At 71.6% G+C, this 22,055-nt stretch carries 20 protein-coding genes and 2 pseudogenes; 11 read left to right on the forward strand and 11 right to left on the reverse strand.

The features are described 5' to 3' along the window. Positions 1–181: 181 nt before the first annotated feature. The 6 genes from OO54_RS11780 (at position 182) to OO54_RS11805 (ending at position 5,067) form a co-directional block, all read left to right on the forward strand. A complete protein-coding gene (locus tag OO54_RS11780) occupies positions 182–2,026 on the forward strand; it encodes a phosphatidylglycerol lysyltransferase domain-containing protein (RefSeq protein WP_051786871.1) in 1,845 nt (614 codons plus the stop codon). Positions 2,027–2,121: 95 nt separating this feature from the next. Beyond that, positions 2,122–2,982: a dihydropteroate synthase gene (folP, locus tag OO54_RS11785; protein WP_033202815.1), complete on the forward strand. Its 861-nt coding sequence runs from the start codon at positions 2,122–2,124 to the stop codon at positions 2,980–2,982. A gap of 65 nt (positions 2,983–3,047) precedes the next feature. After that, the gene (locus tag OO54_RS11790) at positions 3,048–3,455 is read left to right on the forward strand and encodes a nuclear transport factor 2 family protein (protein ID WP_234439508.1); all 408 of its coding nucleotides are present in this window, start codon (positions 3,048–3,050) and stop codon (positions 3,453–3,455) included. Between the two features lie 121 nt (positions 3,456–3,576). Continuing rightward, entirely contained in the window at positions 3,577–3,936 is a 360-nt protein-coding gene (folB, locus tag OO54_RS11795) for a dihydroneopterin aldolase (protein WP_017240053.1), read from the forward strand. Then, entirely contained in the window at positions 3,933–4,532 is a 600-nt protein-coding gene (gene folK / locus OO54_RS11800; RefSeq protein ID WP_033202817.1) for a 2-amino-4-hydroxy-6-hydroxymethyldihydropteridine diphosphokinase, read from the forward strand. Before folB ends, folK begins: the two co-directional genes overlap by 4 nt. Positions 4,533–4,581: 49 nt before the next feature. Beyond that, positions 4,582–5,067 carry a DUF3180 domain-containing protein gene (locus OO54_RS11805; protein WP_033202818.1) on the forward strand — a complete coding sequence of 162 codons (486 nt, stop codon included), beginning with the start codon at positions 4,582–4,584 and terminating at the stop codon, positions 5,065–5,067. Between the two features lie 108 nt (positions 5,068–5,175). Here the strand turns inward: OO54_RS11805 and OO54_RS11810 are convergent, their stop codons facing one another. The 7 genes from OO54_RS11810 to dacB all read right to left on the reverse strand — a co-directional run bounded on the left by OO54_RS11810 (position 5,176) and on the right by dacB (position 13,597). After that, entirely contained in the window at positions 5,176–6,195 is a 1,020-nt protein-coding gene (locus OO54_RS11810; protein ID WP_234439507.1) for a hypothetical protein, read from the reverse strand. Between the two features lie 68 nt (positions 6,196–6,263). After that, positions 6,264–6,869 (reverse strand): GTP cyclohydrolase I FolE, encoded by a 606-nt coding sequence (gene folE, locus OO54_RS11815; protein ID WP_033202819.1) that lies wholly within the window; start codon positions 6,867–6,869, stop codon positions 6,264–6,266. Between the two features lie 101 nt (positions 6,870–6,970). Beyond that, on the reverse strand, positions 6,971–8,998 hold the full coding sequence (gene ftsH / locus OO54_RS11820; RefSeq protein WP_033202820.1) for an ATP-dependent zinc metalloprotease FtsH: 2,028 nt from the start codon (positions 8,996–8,998) through the stop codon (positions 6,971–6,973). 183 nt (positions 8,999–9,181) lie between these two features. Beyond that, positions 9,182–9,721 (reverse strand): hypoxanthine phosphoribosyltransferase, encoded by a 540-nt coding sequence (gene hpt, locus OO54_RS11825; RefSeq protein ID WP_030219931.1) that lies wholly within the window; start codon positions 9,719–9,721, stop codon positions 9,182–9,184. 40 nt (positions 9,722–9,761) lie between these two features. After that, positions 9,762–10,781, reverse strand: coding sequence for a tRNA lysidine(34) synthetase TilS (tilS, locus tag OO54_RS11830; RefSeq protein ID WP_033202821.1), 1,020 nt, complete (start codon positions 10,779–10,781; stop codon positions 9,762–9,764). 207 nt (positions 10,782–10,988) lie between these two features. Continuing rightward, positions 10,989–12,128 carry a zinc-dependent metalloprotease gene (locus tag OO54_RS11835; protein ID WP_078905157.1) on the reverse strand — a complete coding sequence of 380 codons (1,140 nt, stop codon included), beginning with the start codon at positions 12,126–12,128 and terminating at the stop codon, positions 10,989–10,991. A gap of 71 nt (positions 12,129–12,199) precedes the next feature. Continuing rightward, positions 12,200–13,597, reverse strand: coding sequence for a D-alanyl-D-alanine carboxypeptidase/D-alanyl-D-alanine endopeptidase (dacB, locus tag OO54_RS11840; RefSeq protein WP_033202823.1), 1,398 nt, complete (start codon positions 13,595–13,597; stop codon positions 12,200–12,202). A 103-nt stretch (positions 13,598–13,700) separates the two neighbouring features. Here dacB and OO54_RS11845 point away from each other — a divergent pair, with 103 nt between their 5' ends. Both OO54_RS11845 and OO54_RS11850 read left to right on the forward strand, forming a co-directional pair. Then, positions 13,701–14,192, forward strand: a complete 492-nt coding sequence (locus OO54_RS11845) for an inorganic diphosphatase (protein ID WP_015034462.1) — start codon at positions 13,701–13,703, stop codon at positions 14,190–14,192. 116 nt (positions 14,193–14,308) lie between these two features. Then, positions 14,309–15,964 (forward strand): threonine/serine exporter family protein, encoded by a 1,656-nt coding sequence (locus OO54_RS11850; RefSeq protein ID WP_033202824.1) that lies wholly within the window; start codon positions 14,309–14,311, stop codon positions 15,962–15,964. 172 nt (positions 15,965–16,136) lie between these two features. On the opposite strand, the gene OO54_RS11855 is transcribed toward OO54_RS11850, so the two are convergent. Continuing rightward, positions 16,137–16,841 carry a DedA family protein gene (locus OO54_RS11855; protein ID WP_017240064.1) on the reverse strand — a complete coding sequence of 235 codons (705 nt, stop codon included), beginning with the start codon at positions 16,839–16,841 and terminating at the stop codon, positions 16,137–16,139. Between the two features lie 150 nt (positions 16,842–16,991). Here OO54_RS11855 and OO54_RS11860 point away from each other — a divergent pair, with 150 nt between their 5' ends. Next, entirely contained in the window at positions 16,992–17,360 is a 369-nt protein-coding gene (locus OO54_RS11860; RefSeq protein WP_017240065.1) for a YbjQ family protein, read from the forward strand. A gap of 88 nt (positions 17,361–17,448) precedes the next feature. Here the strand turns inward: OO54_RS11860 and OO54_RS48535 are convergent, their stop codons facing one another. Together OO54_RS48535 and OO54_RS48540 are read right to left on the reverse strand one after the other, a co-directional pair. Beyond that, positions 17,449–17,559 carry a hypothetical protein gene (locus tag OO54_RS48535; protein WP_324611630.1) on the reverse strand — a complete coding sequence of 37 codons (111 nt, stop codon included), beginning with the start codon at positions 17,557–17,559 and terminating at the stop codon, positions 17,449–17,451. Between the two features lie 43 nt (positions 17,560–17,602). Further along, positions 17,603–17,842: pseudogene (locus OO54_RS48540) on the reverse strand (MerR family transcriptional regulator); the annotation flags it as partial. 128 nt (positions 17,843–17,970) lie between these two features. On the opposite strand from OO54_RS48540, the pseudogene OO54_RS41475 reads away from it, so the two are divergent. Together OO54_RS41475 and gad are read left to right on the forward strand one after the other, a co-directional pair. Beyond that, positions 17,971–19,261 (forward strand): annotated as a pseudogene (locus OO54_RS41475) (ion channel protein). 68 nt (positions 19,262–19,329) lie between these two features. Next, entirely contained in the window at positions 19,330–20,748 is a 1,419-nt protein-coding gene (gene gad, locus OO54_RS11870) for a glutamate decarboxylase (RefSeq protein WP_033202825.1), read from the forward strand. Positions 20,749–20,760: 12 nt separating this feature from the next. On the opposite strand, the gene OO54_RS11875 is transcribed toward gad, so the two are convergent. Continuing rightward, positions 20,761–21,978, reverse strand: a complete 1,218-nt coding sequence (locus tag OO54_RS11875) for a beta propeller repeat protein (RefSeq protein WP_234439213.1) — start codon at positions 21,976–21,978, stop codon at positions 20,761–20,763. Positions 21,979–22,055: the final 77 nt, after the last annotated feature.

Raw genomic sequence — 22,055 nt, forward strand, 5'->3', positions numbered from 1 at the left:
GCCCGAGCCTTCTTTCCGAGAATTTCCTGTGCACCGATGAACCCGACCTGGCACGGCTCCGTCCTAGAAGGCGCACCAGCCGGAACGGCCCGCCCGAACGCGCGGCAGGGCCCGACCGGAGTCGATGACCCTCGCAGGACCCCTCGCGGGACCACAGGAACCACGGGAAGCACGGGAAGCCATGTCTGTCACGGTAGATGGGGATAAATCCGGAACGGTTCCGGTTCGGGTACGCCGGATTCTCCGCGGCCCCCGACCCGAGAAGGTTCCGGCACTCGTCGGCACGGCCTGCACCCTGATCGGCCTCATCGACATCGCCGCCGGAGTCTTCCCCCGCTTCCGCGCCAGCCGCATGCACGCCGTCGCCGAAGTCCTCCCCGGCACCCTCGGCCCCCTCTCCGCCGCCCTCTCCCTCAGCGCCGGCGTCCTCCTCCTGCTCCTCGCCCACGGCCTCAAGCGCCACAAGCGCCGCGCCTGGCGCGCCGCCGTCGTCCTGCTCCCCCTCGGCGGCCTGGCCCAGTTCGTCTGGCGCCACTCCGTCCTCGGCGCCCTGCTCTCCCTCGCGCTCCTCGGCCTCCTCCTGCGCCACCGCAACGAGTTCGCCGCCCTCCCCGACCCCCGCAGCCGCTGGCGCGCCCTCGCCAACTTCGTCGTCATGGGCGCCGGATCCATCGCCCTCGGCCTCGTCATCGTCAGCGCCCACCCCCGCCGCGTCATCGGCGACCCCAGCCTCGCCGACCGCCTCGAACACGTCCTGTACGGACTCTTCGGCGTCGAAGGCCCCGTCGGCTACACCAACGGCGTCGACTGGACCGTCGGCTACTCCCTCGGCGCCCTCGGCATGCTCACCGCCCTCACCACCATCTACCTCGCCTTCCGCCCCGAGCACCCGGCCGCCCGCCTCACCGACGAGGACGAGACCCGGCTGCGCGCCCTCCTCGACCAGCACGGCGGCCGCGACTCCCTCGGCCACTTCGCGCTCCGCCGCGACAAGGGCGTCGTCTTCTCCCCCAGCGGCAAAGCCGCCGTCTGCTACCGCGTCGTCTCCGGCGTCATGCTCGCCAGCGGCGACCCCATCGGCGACGTCGAGGCCTGGCCCGGGGCCATCGAACGATTCATGGACGAGGCCAAGGCCCACTCCTGGACCCCCGCCGTCATGGGCTGCTCCGAGACCGGCGGCCAGGTCTGGACCCGCGAGACCGGCCTCGACGCCCTCGAACTCGGCGACGAGGCGGTCGTCGACGTCGCCGACTTCTCCCTCTCGGGCCGCCCCATGCGCAACGTCCGCCAGATGGTCAAGCGCATCGAACGCAACGGCTACACCACCCAGGTCCGCCGCGTCCGCGACCTCGACGAAGCCGAACTCGCCCGCGTCCGCCGCGCCGCCGCCGACTGGCGAGGCACCGACACGGAACGCGGCTTCTCCATGGCCCTCGGCCGCATCGGCGCCCCCGGCGACGGAGACGCCGTCATAGCGACCGCCCACAAGCACGACGACCCCGGCGACCCCGACTCCCCCTACGGCGACCTCAAAGCGATCATCCACTTCGTGCCCTGGGGCCCCGACGGCATGTCGCTCGAACTCATGCGCCGCGACCGCTCCGCCGACCCCGGCATGAACGAACTCCTGATCGTCGCCGCCCTCCAGGCCTCCCCCGGCCTCGGCATCGAACGGGTCTCCCTCAACTTCGCCATGTTCCGCGCCGCCCTCGCCCGCGGCGAGAAGATCGGCGCCGGCCCCGTCCTGCGCGTCTGGCGCGGACTGCTCGTCTTCCTCTCCCGCTGGTTCCAGATCGAATCGCTGTACAAGTTCAACGCCAAGTTCCGGCCACGCTGGGAACCCCGCTTCGTCGTCTACCGCACCAGCCGTGACCTCCCCCGCATCGGCTTCGCCGCCATGCAGGCCGAAGGCTTCGTCACCCTCTCCCTGCCCCGCCCCTTCACCCGCCGACGCCCCGCGTCCGCCCCCCGACCCTGCGCCCACATCGTCCCGACCCCCGCCGAACGCGAGATCCGCGCCGCCTGACCCCGGGCCACGCACACCCCGCCCCAGGGCTCCACGCGACCCCGACCGAGGGCTCCGCCCGGCCTGATCTCACCCCTGGGCCCTACGCTGGACACATGAGTACGACGATCGACCGGGGCACCGCCCGAGGCCTGCCGGAGTGGGACCGCTGCGCGGTCATGGGCGTGGTCAACGTGACCCCCGACTCCTTCTCCGACGGCGGCCGCTGGTTCGACACCACGGCCGCCGTCAAACACGGCCTCGACCTCGTCGCCGAAGGCGCCGACCTCGTCGACGTCGGCGGCGAGTCCACCCGCCCCGGCGCCACCCGCGTCGACGAGGAGGAAGAGCTCCGCCGCGTCGTCCCCGTCGTCCGCGGCCTCGCCGCCGAAGGCGTCACCGTCTCCGTCGACACCATGCGCGCCCGCGTCGCCGCCCGCGCCGTCGAGGCCGGCGCGATCCTCGTCAACGACGTCAGCGGCGGCCTCGCCGACCCCCACATGGTCCCGGCCGTCGCCGCCGCCGAGGTCCCCTTCGTCGTCATGCACTGGCGCGGATTCAGCCAGGACATGAACAGCCTCGCCGTGTACGACGACGTCGTCGGCGAAGTCCTCGGCGAGCTCCGCACCCGCCTGGACGCCGTCGTCGCCGGCGGCGTCGACCCCGAACGCATCGTCGTCGACCCCGGCCTCGGCTTCGCCAAGCTCGCCCCCCACGACCTGGCCCTGGTCGCCCACCTCCCCGAGCTCCGCACCCTCGGCCGGCCCCTCCTGGTCGCCGCCTCCCGCAAGCGCTTCCTCGGCCACGTCCTCACCCGCGAAGGCGCCGCCCCACCGCCCGCCCGCGAACGCGACGCCGCCACCGCCGCCGTCTCCGCCCTCGCCGCCCACGCGGGCGCGTGGGCCGTCCGCGTCCACGAGGTCAGGGCCACCGCCGACGCCGTCCGAGTCGCCCGAGCCGTCGAGGGAGCCGCGTGAGCCACACGGGCCGCAGCACCGACGAGGCGGCCGTCGAAGCAGCCAACACCGCCTTCTACGAAGCGATGGAGACCGGCGACTTCGAAGGCGTCTCCGCCCTCTGGCTCGACGACGGCGCCACCCCCATCACCTGCGTCCACCCCGGCTGGCCCGTCCTCACCGGCCGCGGCGAAGTGCTCCGCTCGTACGCGCTGATCATGGCGAACACCGAGTACATCCAGTTCTTCCTCACCGACCTGAAGATCTCGCTGGCCGACGGCACCGCCGTCGTCACCTGCACCGAGAACATCCTCAGCGGCGGCCCCGCCGAGGACGGCGCCGAGCTCGGCCCCCTCGTCGGCCAGCTCGTGGTCGCCACCAACGTGTTCCGCCGCACCCCCGACGGCTGGAAGATCTGGTCCCACCACGCCTCCCCCGTCCTCACCGACGACACCGAACCCCCCGGCGTGGACGGCACCGAACCCCCCGCCTGACCCGCCCAAGGCCCCCGAGGGCAAGCGCTGTCGGTCCCCGCAGGTAGATTCGAGAGTGGACACCCGGCCGTCCGCACCCGGCTGCGTGGCCACCCGAACTACGACAGCAGGAGTGATTCGCGTGGATCGTGTCGCGCTGCGCGGCCTCAAGGCCCGAGGCCACCACGGCGTCTTCCCCAAGGAGCGCGAGGAGGGCCAGACCTTCATCGTGGACCTGGTCCTCGGCCTGGACACCCGCCCCGCGGCGGCCGACGACGACCTGGCGAAGACCGTGCACTACGGCATCGTCGCCGAAGAGGTCGTCGACGTCGTCCAGGGCGAACCCGTCGACCTCATCGAAACCCTCGCCGAGCGCATCGCCCAGCAATGCCTCAGCCACGCCGGGGTCCAGGAGGTGGAAGTCGTCGTCCACAAGCCGGACGCACCCATCACCGTGCCCTTCGACGACGTCACCATCACGATCACCCGGAGCCGACGATGAAGCCGACGCAGAGCGACCCCACCGTCCAGCCCGTACCGGCCTCCGTCGTCGCGACCGTCGACGCCGCCGACACCACCCTCTCCAACCCCCGCTGGGCCGTCCTCGCCTTCGGCGCCAACCTCGGCAACCGCCTGGAGACCCTCCAGGGAGCCGTCGACGCCCTCGCCGACACCCCCGGCCTCCGGGTCAAGGCCGTCTCCCCCGTCTACGAGACGGAGCCCTGGGGCGTCGAGCCCGGCAGCCAGCCCTCGTACTTCAACGCCGTCGCCCTCGTCCGCACCACCCTGCCGCCCTCCTCCCTCCTGGAACGCGCCCAGGCCGTCGAGGAGGCCTTCCACCGCGTCCGCGAGGAGCGCTGGGGCGCCCGCACCCTCGACGTCGACATCATCACGTACGCCGACGCCGTCTCCGAGGACCCCGTCCTCACCCTCCCGCACCCCCGCGCCCACCAGCGCGCCTTCGTCCTCGCCCCCTGGCACGACGTCGACCCCGAGGCCCAGCTCCCCGGCCACGGCTCCGTGGCCGACCTCCTCGCCGCCGTCGGGACCGAGGGCGTCACTCCCCGTGTCGACCTGGAACTCCGTCTGCCCGAGTAGTCGTTACGCTCGTGCCAGACCGCCCCAGCGACGACTCGAAGGACATCCGGTGAAACAACTGCGGCTCAAGGTACTCACCGGACTGTTCCTCGTGGCCGGCATCCTCTCCTGGGGCGCCGCCCGGCTCTGGGACTCGGTCGGCACCCTCCCCAGCGTGCCGATCGCCGCACCCATCGTGCTCGCCGTGATCGCGGTGATCCTCACCGCGACCGCCCTCTCCATCCGGACCCGCCTCAAGGCCCAGCGCGAGCGCCGCCCCGGCGCCAAGGGCGTCGAACCCCTCATGGCGGCCCGCGCCGTCGTCTTCGGCCAGGCCAGCGCCCTCGTAGCCGCCCTCGTCGCCGGCATGTACGGCGGCACGGGCGTCTACCTCCTCGGCTCCCTCGACGTCCCCGCCCGCCGCGACCAGGCCCTCTACGCCGCCCTCGCCGTCGCCGCCGGCATCGCCGTCGTCGCCGCCGCCCTCTTCCTGGAACGGGTCTGCAGGCTCCCCGAGGACGACGAAAACGGCAAGGGCCAAGCCCCCGTCTCCTGAACCTGACAGGACGGGCGGGGGTGGTCCGGGATGCGCCCGAAAGCCGTACGCCGCAGGATCTACGCTTGGCCGAGCATGAGCGCGGCGGTCGCCTTTGACGCCGTCGCGCTATCGCTCGCCACGGCCCAGGACGACACAGGACTCGCGCGCGAGGTGCCCGTTCAGCAGGAAGGTGGGGTGGGGTTCGAGCCGGTAGCTGTAGAAGGTGAAGGGTTTCGTGCCGAGGGCGGGGCGGGGGCGGACCTCTTGGACCTTGATCCAGGAGGACTCGGGCGGGTCCAGGGGATGGTGCTCAGGGGTGAAGGTGCCGCGATCGGCCCAGCGATCCGATACGCAGAGCTGCGAGGCCCCCTTGGCCTTGGCCCTCGGGGTGAACCGTGCTCCGATGATCGGAGCGATCTCGGCCAGGAAGGGAACGTTGGCGCTCGTGATCATGCGCCCGTTCCATCCCTTGATGGGGCATCCGTCACCCTCGACGTATCCGTCGAGGAACCCTTCGAAGGTATCGATGTCCCGCAGGACCACCCGGGGGAAGTGTTGCCGCATGTGGTGGGCGTCCTCACCCACGTAGTGCCGCAGCGCGTCGGAGAGGTACGAGGAGACCACCCGCACGCGGAAGCCGGGGAGGTCCCGCTTCAGATAGCCGGATGGCCGGGTCACCGCCTCAAGGCGGGCTGAAAGCCCTGTGCAGGCCGTGAGTGCAGCCGCGTACCGGGCGGCGAAGGCCTCTTCGTTCACGACCAGCGACACATAGTTCTTACCCACTGTTCCGTCGGCGCACGTGGCCCCGACGAAGTAGCCGAACTCGTATCCCGGCCAGATCGTCAGCCGCTCCCGGCACAGCTTCTTCGCGTACGTCCAGGCGACCGTCGCCCCCGCCACGTCCGCCGCGCGCTTCCACCCGTCCGGCGTGAGCAGCAGCAGGTCCGGGCCGGCCGTGAACGTCATGCGGTCCGTGACCACGTCGACGGCCTCGCGCCCCTTCACCGCCGTCACGTCCACGACCGTGGTCTGCACCGTCCGGTCGCCGTCCAGCGTCCACATCGCGCTTCCCGGCACCACGTTCTTGGCCTGCGCGCAGCCGTCCACCAGGTTGACCAGCATCTTGCTGGTCGGTCCGTACCCCATACCGCCCCCTTGATCAGCGATCAACTCCACTGATCGGGACGGTATGGAGCACAGCGGGCAGTCCGCTGCTAACGAGCCAATATCAGGGACATGGCCTCAGCACGTGTAGTAGCGTCGCGAAGTTGACCTCGCACCGCCGAGGTCGTCGTCTTCGCGCCCGGCTTTCGGATGCCTCGCAGCGACATGCACATGTGCTCGGCCTCGATGACAACGATCGCACCACGGGCCTCAAGGATCTTCATCAGCGAATCCGCGATCTGGGTCGTCAGGCGCTCCTGAACCTGCGGGCGCCGCGCGAAGACGTCGACCAGCCGAGCCAGCTTCGAGAGCCCCGTGATCTTGCCGCTCTCCGCCGGAATGTAGCCCACGTGGGCCACGCCATGGAACGGGAGCAAATGATGCTCACAGAAGCTGACGAGCTCAATGTCCTTTACGAGGACCATTTCATCGTGACCGAGATCAAAAGTCGTGGTAAGGACGTCTTCGGGCTCCTGCCGCATCCCCGCCAGCAATTCCCTGTACGCCCGCGCCACGCGCGCCGGCGTCTCCCGCAGGCCCTCGCGGTCCGGGTCCTCGCCGACCGCGATGAGGAGCTCTCGTACGGCGTTCTCGGCGCGCTTCTCGTCGAACTCGCCGATCGTGCCCTCGCCGTCCAGCGTCACCGGGTCGGTCATCCTGTGCCTCGTTCCGTCTGACTGTGTGCGCGCGAAATAGCCACGCCCCCACAGGCTAGAACCTGTGGGGGCGTGGCATCCATTCCGGGGTGGCCGGGCGGTCAGTCCTCGGGGCTGTCGACCGGGGCGATGTCGATGCCCTTGGTCGTGTCCACGGGGGTGGCCGAGCCGTTCGCCGTGCCGTTGGCGCTGTTCGTCAGGGCGAGCTCCTTGGGGGAGAGCACCGGCGGACGCGTGGAGGGCGTGCGGCGGGAGGAGCCGGTCCAGGCCGGGCGGGCCGGGCGCTTGACGATGGGGGCGAAGATCTCGGCGATCTCCTCCTTGCCCAGCGTCTCCTTCTCCAGGAGGGCGAGGACCAGGTTGTCGAGGACGTCGCGGTTCTCGACGAGGATCTCCCAGGCCTCGTTGTGCGCGGTCTCGATGAGCTTCTTGACCTCTTCGTCGACCAGCGCCGCGACCTCTTCCGAGTAGTCGCGCTGGTGCGCCATCTCACGGCCGAGGAAGGGCTCGGTGTTGTCGCCGCCGAACTTGATGGCGCCGAGCCGCTCGGTCATGCCGTACTGCGTGACCATCGCGCGGGCCGTGCCCGTGGCCTTCTCGATGTCGTTCGCGGCGCCCGTGGTCGGGTCGTGGAAGACGAGCTCCTCGGCCGCGCGCCCGCCCAGCATGTACGCCAGCTGGTCGAGCATCTCGTTGCGCGTGGTCGAGTACTTGTCCTCTTCCGGGAGCACCATCGTGTAGCCCAGGGCGCGGCCGCGGGACAGGATGGTGATCTTGTGGACGGGGTCGGCGTTGGGCGAGGCCGCCGCGACCAGGGCGTGTCCGCCCTCGTGGTACGCGGTGATCTTCTTCTCCTTGTCCGACATGATCCGGGTCCGCTTCTGCGGGCCCGCGACCACTCGGTCGATCGCCTCGTCCAGAGCCTTGTTGTCGATCAGCTTCTGGTCGCTGCGGGCGGTGAGGAGCGCCGCCTCGTTGAGGACGTTGGACAGGTCGGCACCGGTGAAGCCGGGGGTGCGTCGGGCGACGGCGCCGAGGTCGACGTCCGGGGCGACCGGCTTGCCCTTCTGGTGGACCTTGAGGATCTCCAGGCGGCCCTGCATGTCCGGGCGGTCGACGGCGATCTGCCGGTCGAAGCGGCCGGGGCGCAGGAGGGCGGGGTCGAGGATGTCGGGGCGGTTCGTGGCGGCGATGAGGATGACGCCGCCCTTGACGTCGAAGCCGTCCATCTCGACGAGGAGCTGGTTGAGGGTCTGCTCGCGCTCGTCGTGGCCGCCGCCGAGGCCGGCTCCGCGGTGGCGGCCGACGGCGTCGATCTCGTCGACGAAGACGATGGCGGGTGCGTTGGCCTTGGCCTGCTCGAAGAGGTCGCGGACGCGGGAGGCGCCGACGCCGACGAACATCTCGACGAAGTCGGAGCCGGAGATCGAGTAGAACGGCACGCCGGCCTCGCCGGCGACGGCGCGCGCGAGGAGCGTCTTGCCGGTTCCGGGCGGACCGTAGAGCAGGACGCCCTTGGGGATCTTGGCGCCGACGGCCTGGAACTTCGCGGGTTCCTGGAGGAATTCCTTGATCTCGTGGAGTTCCTCGACGGCCTCGTCGGAGCCTGCGACGTCGGCGAAGGTGGTCTTCGGCGTGTCCTTGGTGATGAGCTTCGCCTTGGACTTGCCGAACTGCATGACGCGGGAGCCGCCGCCCTGCATCTGGTTCATCAGGAAGAGGAAGACGACCACGATGAGGACGAAGGGGAGGAGCGAGAGCAGGATCGAGACGAAGGGCGACTGCTTCGTCGGGGAGACGGTGTAGCCCTTCTCGATCTGCCCGGCCTCGAACTTCTCCTGGAGCTTGTCGGCGATGTCCACGCCCTGGCTACCGATGTAGCTGGCCTGGACCTTGCTGCTCTTGTCGATCTTCTGGCCGTCGATGAGCTCGATCTTGATGATCTGCTCGTCGCCGGTGGTGACCTTTGCCTGCTTGACCTGGTTCTTGTCGATCGCCTGGACGACCTTGCCGGTGTCCACCGTCTTGTAGCCCTCGGACGAGCCGACGACCTGCATCAGCACGACCACGGCGAGGACGGCCAGCACGATCCACATGACCGGCCCACGGAAGTATCGCTTCACGTCCATCCATACGGAGCGAGTACGCCCCGTCCCTCCTGCCCGTAGGAAAATGCTGCTGTGAGTGCTGCTGTGTGAAAAAGCTGTTCTTCGGACGGTACCTCAGCATCGTCGCCCGCGACCGCCTTCCCGTGGTTCAACGGAGGGAAGGCGGTGCGGGTTCCCCGAACGGCGGGAATGCCGGCCGAGCGGTCAGCCGCCGTAGACGTGCGGGGCGAGCGTGCCGACGAACGGGAGGTTCCGGTACTTCTCGGCGTAGTCGAGGCCGTAGCCGACGACGAACTCGTTGGGGATGTCGAAGCCGATCCACTTGACGTCGATGGCGACCTTGGCGGCCTCGGGCTTGCGCAGCAGGGTGCACACCTCGAGGGAGGCGGGCTCGCGCGAGCCGAGGTTCGACAGGAGCCAGGACAGGGTCAGGCCGGAGTCGATGATGTCCTCGACGATCAGGACGTGCTTGCCCTTGATGTCGGTGTCGAGGTCCTTGAGGATCCTGACGACGCCCGAGGACTGGGTGCCGGCGCCGTACGAGGAGACGGCCATCCAGTCCATGGTGACGGGGGTGGAAAGGGCGCGTGCCAGATCCGCCATCACCATCACGGCGCCCTTGAGGACTCCGACGATGAGCAGGTCCTTGCCCGCGTATTCCGCGTCGATCTTCGCGGCCAGCTCTGCCAGCTTGGCGTCGATCTCTTCCTTGGTGATGAGCACCGACTGGAGGTCGGTGCCCATGTCCTTCTCGTTCACCCGGGTCACTTTCGTTGCGCGTGCGTCAGCCTTGCCGGATGACCAGTCTGCCACCCTGGCGGCGGGCTTCGACTCGGCCGGGCAGGTTGATGGCTCCCTGGCCGCGCCAGCCGGTGATGAGCCGGTCGACTTCTTCGATGTGCCGGGCGAAGAGGGAGCCGGCCGGGGCGCCCTCCGCGATGACGGCGCGGCGCAGGACGCGGCGGCGTACGGCGGGGGGCAGCCCGAAGAGCTTGGCGCACTCGAGGGCGCCCGCCTCGTCGCGTACGGCGGTCTCGGCGTCGGCGGCCCAGGTGTCGAGGGCGTCGGCGTCGTCGCGGGAGAGCTGGGCCGTTCGGGCGAGGGCTTCGACGACGCCCTTGCCGAGTGCCTTCTCGAGGGCGGGGAGGCCTTCGTGGCGGAGCCGGGAGCGGGTGTAGGCGGGGTCGCTGTTGTGGGGGTCGTCCCAGACGGCGAGTTCCTGTGCGATGCAGGCCTTGCGGACGGTCTGGCGGTCGAGCTGGAGGAAGGGGCGCCGGTAGCGGCGGCTGGCGCCGGAGACGGCGGCCATGCCGGAGAGGGAGCGGATGCCGGAGCCGCGGGCGAGGCCGAGGAGGACGGTCTCCGCCTGGTCGTCCCGGGTGTGGCCGAGGAGGATCGCGGCGGCGCCGTGGCGCGCGGCGGCTTCGTCGAGTGCGGCGTAGCGCGCGTCGCGGGCGGCTGCCTCGGGGCCTCCTTCGCGGCCGACGGTGACGGTGACGGCCTCGACGGGGGTGAGGCCGAGGGCGGTCATGCGTCCGGCGACCTCGGCGGCCCGGTTGTCGGAGCCGTCCTGGAGGCCGTGGTCGACGGTGATGCCGCCGGCCCGTACGGGAAGCTTGCGGGCTTCGAAGGCGAGGGCGGAGGCGAGCGCCATGGAGTCGGCGCCTCCGGAGCATGCGACGAGCACCAGGGGTTGGGGTGCGTCGGGTGCGGTGGTGGGGTCGGTCTGGTGCTCGGTGAGAACGTCGTGGAGTACGCGGCGGACCGCCAGGCGTATCGCCGCGACCGCAGGATGGGGACCCATGTCCGGTGCCCTTCGTGATGGGGTGGGGTGCCTCGGTCGGAGTCTTAACGGTCGGAAAGGGGGTTTCGGTCACTCAGAGTGCGTCGATGGTGACAGAAACCCGACCGTTACCCGAGCATTGCACGCCTCACCCCATGCCCAGGGTCCCTCGGATGGGTGATTGGTGGGGTGTTCTCACGTGTTCCTGGGCCGTCTGGCGCTCCTGTCTCATGAGTCTGCCTTACGGTGCACCCTCGCGATCCAGTCGGCGGGTGCGGCGATCTCCGACTTGGTGGGGAGCGTGTTGGGCGAGGTCCACACGCGGTTGAAGCCGTCCATGCCGACCTGGTCGACGACGGCCCGGACGAAGCGTTCGCCGTCGCGGTACTGGCGGAGTTTGGCGTCGAGGCCGAGGAGCTTGCGCAGGGCGAGGTCGAGGCGGGAGGCGCCGCGTGCGCGGCGTTCCTTGAACTTCTCGCGGATCTCGGCGACGGAGGGCACGACCTGCGGTCCGACGCCGTCCATGACGTAGTCGGCGTGGCCTTCGAGGAGGGACATGACGGCGGTGAGGCGGCCGAGGATCTCGCGCTGCTCGGGGGTCTGGACGAGTTCGACGAAGGAGGGGGACGGTTCGCCCTCCTCGGCGTCGGGGCGGCCGCCGGCGAGGGTCTGGGCTGCTTCGCGGAGCCGTTCGACGACGGTGCCGGGGTCGACGTCGGTGGCGCTGAGGAACGACTGGATTTCGCCCTGGAGGTGGTCGCGGAGCCAGGGGACGGCGGTGAACTGGGTGCGGTGGGTCTCCTCGTGGAGGCAGACCCAGAGCCGGAAGTCGTGCGGGGAGACGTCGAGTTCGCGTTCGACGTGGACGATGTTGGGGGCGACGAGGAGGAGGCGTCCGCCGCCTTCGCCGCCGCCCGGGAGGTCGCGGGTGACGGGGGCGAAGGTCTCGTACTGGCCGAGGATGCGGGAGGCGAGGAACGACAGCAGCATGCCGAGCTCGACGCCGGTGACCTTGCCGCCGAGGGCGCCGATGACGGCGTTGCCGGGGGTGCCGGCGCGGCGGTCCTGCATCTTGCCGAGGAGCGGGGTGAGGAGTTCGCGGAAGCCGGCGACGTTGGCCTTGATCCAGCCGGCGCGGTCGACGACGAGGACGGGGGTGTCGTGCGGTTCGACGCCTTCGGGGATCATCCGCGTGAAGGCGCGGACGTGTTCCTCGGACGCCTTGGCGTGCCTGCGGAGTTCGGCGACGACCTCGCGGGCTTCGTCGCGGCTGACTTCGGGTCCGGGCCGCACGAGGCGGGTCGCGGTCGCGACCGCGAGGTTCCAGTCGACCATCCCGGATGTGCCTGCGCCACCGATGCTCGTCATGCGTCAACCGTACGGTCTCGGCGCCGGATCGGTGTCGGTTCGGTGCGGGTCGTCGGTGGTCCGGGCCGGTGTCAGCCGCTTTCCGCGAGTGCCGTGGAGAGCCGGTCGAGGGCGGGCTGGGCTTCGTACGGGGAGGGGGTGCGGCCGGCGAGGAAGGCGAAGGCGAGGAGGCGGCCGTCGGGGGTGACGACAGTGCCGGCGAGCGTGTTGACGCCCGTGAGGGTGCCGGTCTTGGCGCGGACGAGTCCGGCGCCCGGTGAGCCCGTGTCGTAGCGCCCTGCGAGGGTGCCGGTGAAGCCGCCGACGGGGAGGCCGGTGAGGAGGGGGCGCAGGGCGGGGCGGGTGGGGTCGGCCGCGCGGGTGAGGAGGCCGGTGAGGAGGGTGGCGGAGACCCGGTCGCGGCGGTCGAGGCCGCTGCCGTCGGCGAAGCGGGCTCCGGTGACGGGCAGGCCGAGCCGGGCGATCTCGTCGCGTACGGCCCGCTCGGCGCCCTGGAAGCTGGCGGGGCGCTTGTGGGCGAGGGCGGTCTGCCGGGCGAGGGCTTCGGCGAGGTCGTTGTCGCTGTGGGTGAGGGTGCGCTCGGCGAGGTCGGCGAGGGGTGCGGAGTACGTGCGGGCGAGGGGGTCGGCCTTCGGGGCGCGGCCGGGTTCGGGGTCGCCGGTGACCTGGACGCCGTTGCGGGCGAGGAGGCCTGCGAAGGTCCTGGCGGTGTCGCCCGCGGGGTCGGCGGTGCGGGGTGCGGGGCCGCTGCGGCTGTCGTCGAGGCGGCCTTCGTCGGTCATGAGGGCGACGACGGGGGCGATGTTCTCGTTGGGGCCGATGGGGTGGAGCTCGGGGCCCTGGTAGAGGTGCGTGTCGTAGGTGAGGCGTACGGAGGTGTGGCCCCGCTTCGTGAGGGCGCGGGCGGTGTCGGCGGCGAGGGCGGCCAGGCGGGCCGGGTCGAGGGTGGGGTCGCCGCCGCCGGTGAGGGTGACGGTGCGGCCGTCGGGGGCGGCGGTGACGGTGGTGGCGATGCGGTGGTCGGTGCCGAGGGCGGAGAGCGCGGCGGCGACGGTGGCGATCTTGACCGTGGAGGCGGGGGTCATCGGGGTGCCGGCGCCTTCGCCGTACAGCTGCCGGCCGGTGGCCGTGTCGACGACGGAGGCGGTGCGGAGCGGGCCGAGGCCGGGGTCGGCGAGGAGCGGGACGAGGGCGGCGGCGAGGTCGGCGGGGCGTCCGGCGGGTGCCGGGGCGTGCAGGGCGGTGAGGACGCCGGGGGCGCTGGGCGCGGGGGCGGGTCGGCGGGGTGCGGCGGGGGCGGGGGCGGGGGCGTGACGCGTGCCACCCGCCGCGGGGGCGGCGGCGCGGGCCCGCTCGGCCGTACGCTGACCTCCGTCCCAAGGTCCGGCCGCGGTCACCGCCACGGCCGCCAGGACGAGTCCGAGGGCGGCGGAGCCCGCCGTGAGCTGCCACGTTCTCGGCTGCGGCATCTGCTGACCAGCCCCTTTCGCGATCACACACGTGCGTGAGGGACACTTAATCACCGCGCGTCGTCGCGAGCAGTCACTTGTGTTGATTCAGGAGGAGCCACCCGTGGAGTTCGACGTTCTCATCGAGATCCCCAAGGGATCGCGTAACAAGTACGAGGTCGACCACGAGACCGGTCGCATCCGTCTGGACCGTCGTCTCTTCACGTCGACGGCCTACCCGACCGACTACGGCTACGTCGAGAACACCCTGGGTGAGGACGGCGACCCGCTGGACGCGCTCGTCATCCTCGACGAGCCCACCTTCCCGGGCTGCCTGATCAAGTGCCGCGCCATCGGCATGTTCCGCATGACGGACGAGGCCGGCGGCGACGACAAGCTGCTGTGCGTCCCGGCGACGGACCCGCGCATGGAGCACCTGCGCGACATCCACCACGTGGCCGAGTTCGACCGCCTGGAGATCCAGCACTTCTTCGAGGTCTACAAGGACCTGGAGCCCGGCAAGTCCGTCGAGGGCGCCGACTGGGTCGGTCGCGCCGAGGCCGAGGCCGAGATCGAGAAGTCGTACGCGCGCGCGAAGGAGCAGGGCGGCCACTGAGCCCCCGCTGTCGTGATCGTGTGAAGGCGGTGCACCTCTCCGGGTGTACCGCCTTTCGCACGTCCGTCGCACCTTCATACTGGAATTCACGATTCCCTGGGGATGAGGCGGAGAGAGTGGTGGCGGAGCCGGAGGGCCCCGAGGAGGCTCCGGAGGACCGGAAGCCTCAGTCGGACGAGGCGCGGAGCGCGTTCGTGCCGCCGGCCGGGGTGGAGAAGCCCGCACCGCCCGAGGAGGAGCATCCGACCTCCGAGTTCTCGCTGCCGGCCGGTCTGACGGCGGAGCCGCCGCAGGACCAGGAGGGTTCGGCGTTCGCGCCGCCGGCCACGTATTCGTCGAAGACCTCGCCGCCCGTGTTCACGCCGGCGTACGGGATCCCCCTGGTGCGGATCTCGCAGGACGCGCCGTGGCAGGACCGGATGCGGACCATGCTGCGGCTGCCGGTGCACGAGCGGCCGGTGCCGGAGGCCCGCAAGGAGGACGAGTCGGGGCCGTCGGTGCCGCGCGTGCTCGACCTGACCCTGCGCATCGGCGAGCTGCTGCTCGCGGGCGGGGAGGGCGCCGAGGACGTCGAGGCGGCGATGTTCGCCATCTGCCGCTCGTACGGTCTCGACCGGGTGGAGCCGACGGTCACGTTCACCCTGCTGTCCGTCACGTACCAGCCGTCGCTCGTGGACGACCCGATCACGGCGAACCGGACGGTACGGCGCCGGGGCACGGACTACACGCGGCTCGCGGCGGTGTACCAGCTGCTCGCGGACATCAACGCGCGGGCCCACGAGGTGTCACCGGAGGAGGCGTACCGGCGGCTGGCGGAGATACGGCGGAACCGGCATCCGTATCCGGGGTGGGTGCTGACGGCGGCGGCGGGTGTCCTCGCCGGCGCGGCCTCGGTGCTGCTCGGCGGCGGTCCGACGGTGTTCTTCGTGGCGGCGCTCGGCGCGGTGCTCGGCGACCGGCTCGCGTGGCTGTGCGCGGGGCGGGGGCTGCCGGAGTTCTACCAGTTCCTGGTGGCGGCGATGCCGCCGGCGGCGATGGGGGTGCTCCTGACGCTGCTGCACGCGGATCTGCGGCCGTCGGCGGTGATCACCGGTGGGCTGTTCGCGCTGATTCCGGGGCGGGCGCTCGTGGCGGCCGTGCAGGACGGTCTGACCGGTTTCTACATCACGGCCTCGGCCCGGCTCCTGGAGGTGGCGTACTTCTTCGTCGCGATCGTGGTGGGCGTGCTGTCGGTGCTGTACGTCGCCGTGCAGTTCGACGCTCAGCTGAACCCGGAGGGGGCGCTGCGGGCGGTGGAGCGGCCGGTGACGCAGATCCTGGCGTCGATGGTGCTGTGCGCGACCTTCGCGATCCTGTTGCAGCAGTCGCGGTCGACGGTGCTGTTCGCGACGCTGAACGGCGGGGTCGCCTGGGTGATCTACGCGTCGATCGCGGTGACCGCGGAGGCCTCGACGGTGATGGCGACGGCTGTGGCGGCCGGCCTGGTCGGGCTCTTCGGGCAGCTGATCGCCCGCTACCACCACACCTCGTCGCTCCCGTACGTGACGGCGGCGATCGGCCCGCTGCTGCCGGGTTCCGCGACGTACTTCGGGGTGCTCGCGATCGCCCAGAACAACCTGGACCAGGGCTTCGCCTCGCTGGCGAAGGCGGCGGCCCTGGCCCTGGCGATCGCGATCGGGGTGAACCTCGGGAGCGAGCTGGCCCGGCTCTTCATGCAGGCGCCCGGCGCGGCAGCGGCACGCCGGGCGGCGAAGCGGACCCGAGGCTTCTAGGGCCCGTCCGGAACGTAGCGCCGCAAGCCCGGAGGGCAGGACCTGGGTCCTGCCCTCCGGGCTTGCGTCTCGGGTCCTGCGGCTCGGGTCCTGTCCGGCCTGCGGCTCGGATCCTGTCCGGCCTGCGGCTCGGGTCCGCGGGCTGTCGGCCCGCGGGGCCCGGGCCTTCCGGTCAGCGCTTGGCGTGGCGGCCGCCGCGGGGCGATCCGGGGTTCGGGGTGCCGGGGGCGTCGTGGTCGTCGGCGTCCTGGGCCTTCTTGGACTGGGAGCGGGCGCGGAGGAGCTCGATGACGACCGGGATCACGGAGATCAGGACGATGCCGACGAGGATCATCTCGATGTGGCGGTGGACGAACTCGACCTTGCCGAGGGAGGCGCCGAGCAGGGTCACGCCGGCGCCCCACAGCACGCCGCCGATGATGTTGAACGTGATGAACGAGCGGTAGTTCATCCGGCTGACACCGGCGATGATCGGCGTGAACGTCCGCACGATGGGGACGAAGCGGGCCAGGATCAGCGACTTCGGGCCGTGCTTCTCGAAGAACGCGTGCGCCTTCTCGACGTTCTCCTGCTTGAACAGCTTGGAGTCGGGCCGCTTGAAGAGGGACGGGCCGACCTTCCGGCCGAAGAGGTAGCCGACCTGGTCGCCCACGACGGCGGCGAGCACCACCAGGGTGCACACCAGCCACAGCGGCGTGTCCAGCTTGCCGGTGGTGACGAGGAGGCCGGTGGTGAAGAGGAGCGAGTCGCCGGGCAGGAAGAACCCGATGAGAAGACCGGACTCGGCGAAGACGATCACCAGGACACCGATCAGACCAAAGGTCTGGATCAGATAATCCGGGTCCAGCCAGCTCGGTCCGAGGGCAAGCGTGTTCACGGGTTCCGGGCTCCTGCGGTCGGTGGGGGCATGGGGACGGCTGGTCCCAAGCTATCAACGCGGACCGGACGCCCCCGGTTCCACCCGGCTCCCACGGGATGCGGACCCGGCTCCAGCGCCTGAGGGTGGGGGGTCAGGAGGTGCATGCCGATGGGCATCGAGGAATACGGCGGCGGCCAGGGGCCGCAGCCCGACGTGCTGGTCGTGACCACGAACGACGTGCCGGGATACGAGGTCCGGCAGGTCCTCGGTGAGGTCTTCGGGCTCACCGTGCGCTCCCGCCATCTGGGCAGCCAGATCGGCGCGGGCCTGAAGTCGATGATCGGCGGGGAGCTGAAGGGCCTGACGAAGACCCTCGTGCAGACCCGCAACCAGGCGATGGAACGCCTGGTCGAGCAGGCCCGGGCGCGCGGCGCGAACGCCGTGCTGATGTTCCGCTTCGACGTGACCGAGGCGGCGGACGTCGGAACCGAGGTCTGCGCGTACGGCACCGCGGTCGTGATCGCGGAACGCGCCTGACGCGCCCCGGCGGGTGGCGGGGTCTGATCGCGCACGGCGCCGGCCACCCCGGACGGGTGGCCGGCCCCGGCTGCCGGCGCGTCGGGGGTCAGGCCGTGTGGCGGGCCGTGTTCGCCCGGACGGCTCCGAGGAGGTGCTCGGGGAGGCCGGGGTGGATGGACTCGTAGAAGGCGTGGAAGTTCTCGTCGGTGACGTACATCTCGGCGAGGCCTTCGCGGGTCTTCGGGTGGCACTCGAAGAACCAGGTGCTCCTGCGGGTCGGCGTGCGGGTCGTCGAGGAGGGCGGCGACCTCTTCGAGGGGGAAGCCGAGCTCCCGGTAGAACAGGATCTGCCGGAGCCGGTCGAGGTCCGCGTCGTCGTAGCGGCGGTGGCCCGCCGCGCTGCGGCCGCTCGGGGAGAGCAGCCCGATCGCGTCGTAGTGGTGCAGGGTGCGCACCGTGACCCCGGCGAGGCCGGCGACCCGTCCCACGGAGTGGTCCATCGGCGTTCCGCCCCCCTTTCTCTGTCGGTACGCGTGTCAGCTTCGGGCCTGACGCGACGTGAGGTGCAAGTCCCGTTCGGCGCGAATCTCGGGATGTTATGCGGCTTTTGCTCATTTATGGTGGGGCGGTGGCCACCGATCACGCTCCGCCCGCGCCGTCACCTTCCGCCCCCGAGAGCCAGCTGCGGCTGCTGCTGCCGCAGATCCTGCCCGCCCTTGTCGTGGGCGTGGCGGCGAGCCTGCTGTTCCTGGGGATCAGCGCCCTGGCGGAGCAATTCGAGGAGGTTCTGTGGGACGACCTGCCGGACGCGCTCGGCATCGGCGGCTTCTCCTCCCTGTGGATGATCAGCATGCTCACGGCGACCGGCATCGCCGTGGGGCTCGTCGTGTGGAAGTTCCCCGGCCACGCCGGACCCGACCCCGCCGCCGAAGGGCTCGGCGGCGCGCCGTTCGCCCCCGCTGTGGTGCCGGGCCTCCTGGTGGCGAGCGTGTTCGGGCTGGCGGGCGGGGTCAGTCTCGGCCCCGAGAACCCGATCATCGCGGCGAACATCGCCCTCGCCTACTGGCTCGGCCGCAAGGCCCAGCCCTCGCTGCCCGGCGCGGCCTGGGTGGCCCTGGCCTCGGCCGCCACCATCGGCGCCCTGTTCGGTACGCCGGTGGCCGCCGCCCTCGTCCTCTCCGAGGCCCTGTCGGCCCAGCCGGGCCGCGGCTCCCTCTGGGACCGCCTCTTCGCCCCGCTCGTCGCCGCGGGCGCCGGCGCGATGACCGCCCAGCTGCTGTCCATACCCAGCTTCGACGTGGGGCTCCCGCCGCTGACCGATCCCGGTTTCGGCGATGTCCTCGCCGCGCTGGTCATCGCCTCCGCCGCCGCCGCCTTCGGCCTCGCCGCCTGCTACCTGTTCCCCTATGTCCACGCCTTCTTCCGGCGGCTGCGCCACCCCATGCTGATGCTTGCCCCTCGGCGGCCTCGTGCTGGGCCTGCTGGGCGCCCTCGGCGGGCACCTGACCCTCTTCAAGGGCCTCGCGGAGGTCAAGGAGCTGACCTCCTCGCTCGGCAGCTGGTCGTCCGGCGAACTCGCCACGTTCGCCGTGGTCAAACTCCTGGCCCTGCTCGTCGCCGCCTCGTGCGGTTTCGTGGGCGGCCGGATCTTCCCCGCCGTGTTCATCGGGTCCTCGTTCGGGCTCCTCGCCCAGGCCCTCGTCCCCGAGGTCAACCCCGCGGTCGCCGTCTCCTCCGCCGTCCTCGGCGTCCTCCTCGCCACCACCCGGCAGGGCTGGATCAGCCTCTTCACGGGCGCCGTCCTCGCCGGCTTCCCAGAGGTCATCGCCCTGCTCTGCCTCGCCTCCCTCCCGGCCTGGCTGATCGTCACCGGCCGCCCCCAGCTCGAACTCGACCACCAAGGCCACGCCTTGCACTGACCTTGCCCCCCCGCCCACGGCCCTGCCCCTCGGGCAGCCCCGCCGCCACCGGACAGAAGGAGTCCCCCATGCCGCTGCACCAGGGCCCCCAGGCCTCCCCGGCCGCACACGAACGCCGGCTCGCGCTCAACCCCTTTTTCGGAGAGGCCAACCCGGTCGGCGGTATGACCGAGGCTCCGCCCCGCCACCGCCTCCCCGACGGCCCGCTGCCGCCGATGAGCGCCTATCAGCTCGTCCACGACGAACTGATGCTCGACGGCAACTCCCGGCTCAACCTGGCCACCTTCGTCACCACCTGGATGGAGCCCCAGGCCGGCGTCCTCATGGCCGAGTGCCGCGACAAGAACATGATCGACAAGGACGAGTACCCGCGCACCGCCGAACTGGAGCGCCGCTGCGTCGCCATGCTCGCCCAGCTGTGGAACGCCCCGGACCCGGACTCGGCCGTCGGCTGCTCGACCACCGGCTCCAGCGAGGCCTGCATGCTCGCCGGCCTCGCCCTCAAACGCCGCTGGTCGAAGCGGAACGCCGACCGCTACCCGGCCAGTGCCCGCCCCAACCTGGTGATGGGCGTCAACGTCCAGGTCTGCTGGGAGAAGTTCTGCGAGTTCTGGGAGGTCGAGGCCCGGCTCGTCCCCATGGAGGGCGACCGCTTCCACCTCGACGCCGAGTCCGCCGCCGCGCTCTGCGACGAGAACACCATCGGCGTGGTCGCCATCCTCGGCTCCACCTTCGACGGCTCCTACGAGCCGGTCGCCGAGATCTGCGCCGCCCTCGACGCCCTCCAGGAACGCACCGGCCTCGACATCCCCGTCCACGTCGACGGAGCCTCCGGCGCCATGGTCGCCCCCTTCCTCGACGAGGACCTGGTGTGGGACTTCCGCCTCCCCCGCGTCTCCTCGATCAACACCTCCGGTCACAAGTACGGCCTGGTCTACCCGGGCGTCGGCTGGGCGCTGTGGCGCTCGCCCGCCGAGCTCCCCGAGGAACTCGTCTTCCGCGTCAACTACCTGGGCGGCGACATGCCCACCTTCGCCCTCAACTTCTCCCGCCCCGGCGCCCAGGTCGTCGCGCAGTACTACACCTTCCTGAGGCTGGGCCGGGAGGGCTACCGGACGGTCCAGCAGACCGCCCGGGACGTCGCCCGCGGCCTCGCCGAACGGATCGAGGCCATGGGCGACTTCCGCCTCATCACCCGCGGCGACCAGCTGCCCGTCTTCGCCTTCACCACCGCCCCCGACGTCACCTCCTTCGACGTCTTCGACGTCTCCCGGCGCCTGCGCGAACAGGGTTGGCTGGTCCCCGCCTACACCTTCCCGGCCCACCGCGAGGACCTGTCCGTCCTGCGCGTGGTCTGCCGCAACGGCTTCTCCGCCGACCTGGCCGACCTGTTCATCGAGGACCTGAAACGACTCCTGCCCGAACTCCGGCGCCAACCGCGTCCCTTCACCCACGACAAGGACGCGGCGACCTCCTTCCACCACTGAACCGGCCCCGGCTCACGAGGAGTCTCTCCCGCAGGCGAGCCGGAACTCCGACCACCGCACCCCGTCCGCGCTCAGCTCGTACTCGCAGCGGGACCCCTCGCGCAGCAGACCGAGCGGGGTGCGGCGGGTGTAGTGCGTGCCGTCACGGAGCCCGACGAACGTACGACCGCCGTCCACGCTCCCGTACCCGGACAGCTCCCCCCCGATCTCCACCCGGCCGCCCGGGCCCGGCACCGGCACGCCCAGCAGCGAGCGGGGCTCCCCGGTCGGGCCCGTGGTCCACACCCGCTGCCACGTCCGGCCGCCGTCCGGCGAGCGGTGCAGCGCCCTCATCGGGTTCTTGACGGGCTCGCCGGGCACCACCTCCCCCATCTCCGCCGCGTACACCGCGTCCTGGCCGACCGCGACCACCACGTGCCGCCCCGGCCGGTCCATCGGGCTGGGCAGCCGGCTCACCGTCCAGCCGCGGCCCCCGTCCCGGGAGAAGGCGACCGCCGATCGGCCGGACAGCGGGTCCGTCCCCGCGACCCACCAGGACCCGTCGGGCTCCCGGTGCGCGGCGGGCAGCGGGTGCGCCCCCAGCGAGGGCGCCCCCGCGAGCGTCCGGCGCCGCCCGTCCTGGGGCGACACCACGACCACCCGCTCCCGTAGGCACGCGTCGGGCAGCGCCCCGGCCGGTGCGGCGCACTCGGTGGCGAGCACCGCGTCGGCGGGTATCTCCGCGACCTCGCCGACCGTCCGCCGGTCCACGGCGTGCCAGCTCCGGCCCCCGTCCCGGGTGAACCAGGTCCGCTCCGGCCGGTCGCCGCCACCGTCCTCGATCAGCGCCCGGCCGGGCCCGAGGGCCAGCAGGTTCGCCGACGCGCCCTCCGACGCGCGCAGCTCGGGCAGCGGAGACCGCCGCACGACCCACTCCGCCGCCCCTGTGTCCCGCACGGCCACCCGCTGTCGGCAGAAACCGGTCCCCGGCGCCGCATCGGAACTCACGCATCCGACGAGCAGCGCGAACCCGCTGCCGTCCCGCGCGAATCCCAGACCGTGCGCCCAGCCGGGCAGCTCCTCTCCGGACGGCATCCGGGGCGGCGCCCCGAACGCCCCCGCGACGGCCGGCGGGCCCGAACCTCCCCGCCCTGCACCCGACTTCGGATCCTCGCCCGGCCCCGTACAGCCGCCGAGCACAGCCCATACCAGCGCCACGACGGCGCCGACCACTCCCACCGGCCTGCGCATGGCACGTCCCCCGTCCTCCCTCGGGCGGCCCGCGGTGAGCCGCTGCTTTCAATACACCGCTCGCCGCCCCCGGGTTC

The sequence above is a fragment of the Streptomyces wedmorensis genome (assembly GCF_000716445.1).
GTDB lineage: Bacteria > Actinomycetota > Actinomycetes > Streptomycetales > Streptomycetaceae > Streptomyces > Streptomyces wedmorensis.

Excerpts from the sequence above, each read along its gene's own strand:
- OO54_RS11780 (WP_051786871.1), top strand. The coding sequence starts at position 182 with ATGTCTGTCACGGTAGATGGGGATAAATCCGGAACGGTTCCGGTTCGG.
- folP (WP_033202815.1), top strand. The coding sequence starts at position 2,122 with ATGAGTACGACGATCGACCGGGGCACCGCCCGAGGCCTGCCGGAGTGG.
- OO54_RS11790 (WP_234439508.1), top strand. The coding sequence starts at position 3,048 with ATGGAGACCGGCGACTTCGAAGGCGTCTCCGCCCTCTGGCTCGACGAC.
- folK (WP_033202817.1), top strand. The coding sequence starts at position 3,933 with ATGAAGCCGACGCAGAGCGACCCCACCGTCCAGCCCGTACCGGCCTCC.
- OO54_RS11810 (WP_234439507.1), bottom strand. The coding sequence starts at position 6,195 with ATGGGGTACGGACCGACCAGCAAGATGCTGGTCAACCTGGTGGACGGC.
- folE (WP_033202819.1), bottom strand. The coding sequence starts at position 6,869 with ATGACCGACCCGGTGACGCTGGACGGCGAGGGCACGATCGGCGAGTTC.
- ftsH (WP_033202820.1), bottom strand. The coding sequence starts at position 8,998 with ATGGACGTGAAGCGATACTTCCGTGGGCCGGTCATGTGGATCGTGCTG.
- hpt (WP_030219931.1), bottom strand. The coding sequence starts at position 9,721 with ATGGGCACCGACCTCCAGTCGGTGCTCATCACCAAGGAAGAGATCGAC.
- tilS (WP_033202821.1), bottom strand. The coding sequence starts at position 10,781 with ATGGGTCCCCATCCTGCGGTCGCGGCGATACGCCTGGCGGTCCGCCGC.
- OO54_RS11835 (WP_078905157.1), bottom strand. The coding sequence starts at position 12,128 with ATGACGAGCATCGGTGGCGCAGGCACATCCGGGATGGTCGACTGGAAC.
- dacB (WP_033202823.1), bottom strand. The coding sequence starts at position 13,597 with ATGCCGCAGCCGAGAACGTGGCAGCTCACGGCGGGCTCCGCCGCCCTC.
- OO54_RS11860 (WP_017240065.1), top strand. The coding sequence starts at position 16,992 with ATGGGCATCGAGGAATACGGCGGCGGCCAGGGGCCGCAGCCCGACGTG.
- OO54_RS48535 (WP_324611630.1), bottom strand. The coding sequence starts at position 17,559 with ATGTACGTCACCGACGAGAACTTCCACGCCTTCTACGAGTCCATCCAC.
- gad (WP_033202825.1), top strand. The coding sequence starts at position 19,330 with ATGCCGCTGCACCAGGGCCCCCAGGCCTCCCCGGCCGCACACGAACGC.
- OO54_RS11875 (WP_234439213.1), bottom strand. The coding sequence starts at position 21,978 with ATGCGCAGGCCGGTGGGAGTGGTCGGCGCCGTCGTGGCGCTGGTATGG.